General features: G+C 64.7%; 6 protein-coding genes. 4 read left to right on the top strand and 2 right to left on the bottom strand.

All coding sequences use genetic code 11. From position 1 onward, the window contains the following. Positions 1 to 297: 297 nt before the first annotated feature. Positions 298 to 723 carry a DUF302 domain-containing protein gene (locus VFA16_RS04535; RefSeq protein ID WP_324966666.1) on the bottom strand — a complete coding sequence of 142 codons (426 nt, stop codon included), beginning with the start codon at positions 721 to 723 and terminating at the stop codon, positions 298 to 300. 128 nt (positions 724 to 851) lie between these two features. Here VFA16_RS04535 and VFA16_RS04540 point away from each other — a divergent pair, with 128 nt between their 5' ends. Genes VFA16_RS04540 through VFA16_RS04555 form a run of 4 tightly spaced genes read left to right on the top strand, consistent with a single transcriptional unit; the run spans position 852 to position 2,736 of the window. Further along, positions 852 to 1,187 (top strand): hydrogenase maturation nickel metallochaperone HypA, encoded by a 336-nt coding sequence (locus tag VFA16_RS04540; protein WP_324966662.1) that lies wholly within the window; start codon positions 852 to 854, stop codon positions 1,185 to 1,187. 12 nt (positions 1,188 to 1,199) lie between these two features. Then, entirely contained in the window at positions 1,200 to 1,976 is a 777-nt protein-coding gene (gene hypB / locus VFA16_RS04545; RefSeq protein ID WP_324966663.1) for a hydrogenase nickel incorporation protein HypB, read from the top strand. A 2-nt stretch (positions 1,977 to 1,978) separates the two neighbouring features. Further along, positions 1,979 to 2,473, top strand: coding sequence for a hydrogenase maturation protease (locus tag VFA16_RS04550; RefSeq protein WP_324966667.1), 495 nt, complete (start codon positions 1,979 to 1,981; stop codon positions 2,471 to 2,473). Positions 2,474 to 2,478: 5 nt separating this feature from the next. After that, a complete protein-coding gene (locus VFA16_RS04555) occupies positions 2,479 to 2,736 on the top strand; it encodes a HypC/HybG/HupF family hydrogenase formation chaperone (protein WP_324966664.1) in 258 nt (85 codons plus the stop codon). On the opposite strand, the gene VFA16_RS04560 is transcribed toward VFA16_RS04555, so the two are convergent. Further along, positions 2,733 to 3,549 (bottom strand): FadR/GntR family transcriptional regulator (locus VFA16_RS04560; RefSeq protein ID WP_324966665.1); only part of this gene is annotated, 817 nt, incomplete at its 5' end. The two genes, VFA16_RS04555 and VFA16_RS04560, sit on opposite strands and share 4 nt — an antisense overlap.

Genomic DNA, 3,549 nt, shown 5'->3' on the forward strand with positions numbered 1-3,549 from the left:
CGCGAAGCTCTCCCACGGCATGGCATCGGCCTGCTCGCGCAGTCCGCGCGGCACCGCGACACCGAAGTGGTCGGCGAACCACGACGCCGCAGTCGTGAAGCGGCTATGCGTTCTGCTCAGCGATGAAGAAGTCATGTGCGGTCTTCTCTGGTCTGCAGGAATGACCGACGGGTAGTAGCTTCCGACCCACAGCGGGGGGTCGGTCCGGATCAGACCCCGCTGCGGGTACTGGCTACTACGGCAAGACGCTGCACGTCCGCGAGAGTAGACGCTGGTGCAGGACCGCTGCAAGTTCGTTTAGGCGTTGCTTGAAGCGCCGTCTGGACCCTCGGCCACCTCTTGCAAAGCCTCTTGCAGCAGTCCGGTGACCGCGTCGGCGATCTCCCCCAACTTGGGCTCGTTGGTCACGTCGGCCATCAACTTGGGGTGCATCGCGTCGACGATGACCGTATCCGGCGCCTCCGGGTCTCGGCGGACCACTACGTTGCAGGGCAACAGCACCCCGATCTGCCGGTACACGTCGAGCGCCTGGTGGGCGAACTGCGGATTGCAGGCGCCCAGGATCAAGTAATCCTCCATGTCTTCACCCAGCTTGGCTTTCAACGTGGCCTTCACATCGATCTCGCTCAGCACACCAAAACCTTTGTGGGCCAGAGCTTCCCGGGTGCGCGTGACGGCGTCGTCGAACGAAGTGTGCAGGGTGGTGGATAGCGCAATGCCCATGATCGGCTCCTCTCCTTCTCCCATTGTGCTTCCAACTGCGCATCGCTGGGGCCGCCGTTTTGCGTCAGCTCGACCACCCAGGTGGGCTCAGCGGTGTACAACGGTGCTCATGAGGCGGGCAATCAACCGTGCATGAGCTGTCGTTGTGCCAAGCGATCGCCGGGACGGTCAAACCGTATGCTGACGGCCGCCACGTCGACGTCGTGCGCGTCAAGATCGGCGCGCTTCGCCAGGTGGTTCCCGAATCGCTGTCATTTTGCTGGACCCTGGTCCGGGACTACGAGGACATGCCCGACGCCGAGCTGGAGATGGAGTTCGTCACCGCGGAAGTGCAGTGCCGGTCCTGCGGACTGCAGTCCGCGATCACCTCGCGGTGGTCACTATTGTGCCCGCACTGCGGCAGCGCCGACGTCGAGATATTGCGCGGTGACGAGTTCCTGGTGACGTCGCTGGACGTGTCGTGAAAGGTGCGCGCCATGGGTAGGTTTCACCGGCACGACGACGGCACCGTGCATATCCATGAGCACGGCGATCATCCGCACACCCACGATCACGGTGACCACAGCAGCTACGAGACCGGCTCGCAGCGCGTCGACGTGCTGGAGTCGATCTTCGCCGAGAACGACATCCGCGCCGGTTACAACCGAGAAGCGTTCGACCACAACGGTGTTCGGGCGCTGAATCTGATGAGTTCACCGGGGTCCGGCAAGACGACGGTGCTGGCCGCCACCCTCGACGAGTTCGCCGGCGAGATCGCCATCGGGGTCATCGAGGGCGACATCGCAACGGACCTCGACGCGGCCAAGCTCGGCGGCCGCGGCGCACAGATATCCCTGCTCAACACCAGCAACGGGTTCGGGGGGGAATGCCACCTGGACGCCCCTATGGTGAACCGCGCCCTGCAGGGCCTGGACCTGGCGGGGCTCGACCTCGTCATCGTCGAGAACGTCGGGAATCTGGTGTGCCCCGCGGAGTTCGACGTGGGCGAGCACGCCAAGGCCATGGTGTACTCGGTCACCGAGGGCGACGACAAGCCGTTGAAATATCCGGTGATGTTCCGCGCGGTGGACGTCGTGCTGCTCAACAAGATCGACTTGGTTCCGTATCTGGACGTCGATGTGGACAGCTACACCGCCCACATCCGAGAGGTCAACCCGACCGCGACCATCCTGCCGGTCAGCGCGCGCACCGGCGACGGCATGTCGGCCTGGTTTGGCTGGTTGCGGCGATTCGTGGCGGGTGATTCGCCGTGACGATGCCGCCGCGCAGGCCCCGGGTCCTGGTGGCCGGGATCGGCAACATCTTTCTCGGCGACGACGGCTTCGGTTCCGAGGTGCTGCGTGCGCTCCCGGTCCGGCTGGCGTCGGAGTCGGTGCGCGTCACCGACTACGGAATCGGGGGCATGCATCTGGCCTACGACCTGCTGGAGGAATGGGACGCCTTGGTGCTGGTCGACGCGCTGCCCAACCGCGGTGCGCCGGGCACCGTCCACGTCTTCGAGGCTGACCACGGATCGCTCGCGCCCACGCCGGGACTCGACGCGCACAGCATGGACCCGGCGGCGGTGTTCGCCAGTCTTAACGCCCTCGGCGGAGTGGCCCCGAGGACTATCGTGGTGGGGTGTGAGGTCGCCGACGTCGCGGACGGGATGGGCCTGAGCGAGCCCGTGCGGGCAGCTGTGCCGGACGCGGTGGCGGCGGTCGAGTCGGCGGTGGCGATGCTCGTCGACGCAGCGGCGCGAGAGGTATGACGGCGATGTGTTTGGGGATTCCCGGTCAAGTCGTCCGGATGCTCGACGGTTACGGAGACCAACTCGCGCTGGTCGACGTCGCTGGTGAGAACCGCAAAGTCAACGTCGGCATGCTGCCGGAGGAGACATTCGCCCCGGGCGATTGGGTGATTATCCACATGGGTTTCGTCGTCGAGAAGACCGATAGAGCCGGCGCCGAGCAGGCGATGGCCGGTTTGGAGTTGATGGGCCGGGGTGCCAGCGACTCGGACGCGTTAGGTTAGAGCCACCAAGAGACCGCAGCGTTGAGGTGCCGCCGAGTGCGGTGATACGCCAGGCTGTCGTCACCGTCGAAGATTGCCTCGACAATCCGGTGGTGGGCGCGTAAGACCTCGACGGCATCGGCCCCAGTAGCCGGACGTTGTTCCAGACTGGTCCACTGCCGGTGGAACAGCTCGACGAGTATCCGCAAAAACAAGTCCAATACCGGGTTTCCGGCTAGCTGCGCCAACCCGGTATGGAAGAAGAACTCCGCCATCTCGGCCTTGCGGAGGTCGTCGGATGTCTGGTCGATCGCGTGCCGGTGCACGTCCAGAAAAGCCTGCACGTCGCGATCTTCCCGTCGCTTGACCACCTTTGCCACATTGTCGATTTCGATGGAGTCGCGCACCAAACGCAAATCTTCGCGAATCGGTCTGCGGTACTGCAGGTACAGCGCGATGGTGTCAATGCTGGCTTGCGGCTGTGGTTTTGTCACCACAAGACCGCCGCCGGGGCCTCGCCGCATGCGGGCGACGGCGTGATATTCCAGCAGCCGCACCGCTTCTCTGAATATCGATCGGCTCACCCGGTAGCGCTGCAGCAGTTGGCTCTCGGTTCCAAACACCGAACCCAAACGCCAACCGCTGGCGGCGATATCGTCTTGGATAGTGCCCGCCAGCATCTCGGCGAGTTTGCCCGGTGATGCCTCGTTGTCGCGCTGTCTGGGCCGCGTGGGATCCGCGCGCCTGCAACCGTGGTGACGCTGCAGCCAGGCGGTCGCCGATTGCACATGCTGCTCGGTAAGCGTTTTGGCGCGCGCAGAATCGCCGGCGGTG

This window comes from Mycobacterium sp. (assembly GCF_035653355.1).
GTDB lineage: Bacteria > Actinomycetota > Actinomycetes > Mycobacteriales > Mycobacteriaceae > Mycobacterium.